Annotated in this window: 1 protein-coding gene; it reads left to right on the top strand. The window is 61.3% G+C overall.

The window, feature by feature from the left end:
- A partial coding sequence (locus tag DBR20_RS10320) for a hypothetical protein (RefSeq protein ID WP_258223289.1) occupies positions 1–1,068 on the top strand: 1,068 nt, incomplete at its 5' end.
- Between the last annotated feature and the right edge of the window lie 243 nt (positions 1,069–1,311).

Here is a 1,311-nt window from a genome sequence, read left to right as displayed (position 1 = left end):
AAATGGACGACCCGATCCGTTGCGGCCACGGTCGGAGCACTCGGCGCCATGCTGGTCATTGGCCTGCAGGCGACGCCCGTCCCCACTTCGACCATGGCCGAAGGCTCGCTGCAACTGCTGTTGATTCTGCCTATTCCCGCGATCGCCCTGACCTGCATGCTTGGGTGGCGTGGTGCGGCTATCGGTGTCGCCGCTGTGAACATGATTCTTGGCCTGAGCACCCCGGCGGACCATCCGGCGGCATTCGACGCGGCGACGTTCGCCACCCAGCAGGCTATGGCCATCGCCAGCGTCGCCCTGTTGCTGCTGGGCGCGCGCATCACACACTTCCAGAACCAGCACCGGCTGCGCGAGGAAGATGGTAAAGCCGCTCTGCAATTGGCCAGAAGTTCACATCTGGCCAGCGAGATGGACCTGCGCGAACGCGCCGCGCACCTGCGCCACCTGGGCGATGGAATGGACCTTTCGCTGAACGAAATGGTGAACTGGCTGCATGCTCAGGGGCATCACGCTGTCGCCGACAGCCTGCGGCATACCTCCGAGGTGCATTCGCGCTTGTTCCGGGCCCAGGCCAGCATGATCTACCCCTCCACCCTGGAACGGCTGGGCTTGTATGTGGCGCTGCAGGGAGGCGGGGTGCGCGAGGCCTGGAACGCCACACATCGAATCGGACAGCCCAGGTTGATCGGCGATCCCTGCCAGCTCAGCCCCGGCTTGCAGTTGGCGGCTTACCGCTCGATCGTCGAGGCGGTTTCCATTCTGCTGGGAAGCGAGAAAGGACAGCTCATGATCCGAGCTCGCTGCGGACAACGAGCCGGTCACCGCGGCATCGTCGTTGTGGTTGCTGCGATTGATCCGCGTCAGACCCTGGCTCCGGAAACCGTCGATCTCGCCACATCCCAGTTGTCTGCACGAGTACTCGCCTACCGGGGGGCACTGCATTGCGGTCGAAGGCGGATCAGGCTGATGCTGCTTGAAGCGGCGGCTGTACCAGCCAGCAACGTTTCCGGAGTCCGGGCAGCCGGCACGCCTGACGGACTACCTCCCGAAAGGCCCTCGCGTTCGTAATACCTAGAAAAAAATGAGATGAATATCACAGAGTTGCAGTGACATTCTCCAAGTCTCATGCCCGCATTCGTGCATCTCGGATTGAAGGGTGAGATTGCACCCATCTGAATCTACCGATACTGTCGCGCTTGAGGGAGTACGTCATGTATCGACTGGATAGTATCGACTGGATAGCGATAGCGTTCGACGAGCAAGGGAGGCTTGCGTTTGAAGTGGCTGCAGAATGGCTTTGAGCTGAGTTTT

The sequence above is a fragment of the Stenotrophomonas sp. HMWF023 genome (assembly GCF_003060985.1).
Lineage (GTDB): Bacteria > Pseudomonadota > Gammaproteobacteria > Xanthomonadales > Xanthomonadaceae > Stenotrophomonas > Stenotrophomonas lactitubi.
The sequence above is the reverse complement of the archived record's forward strand: the minus strand, read 5'-3'. Positions and strand labels throughout refer to the sequence as shown.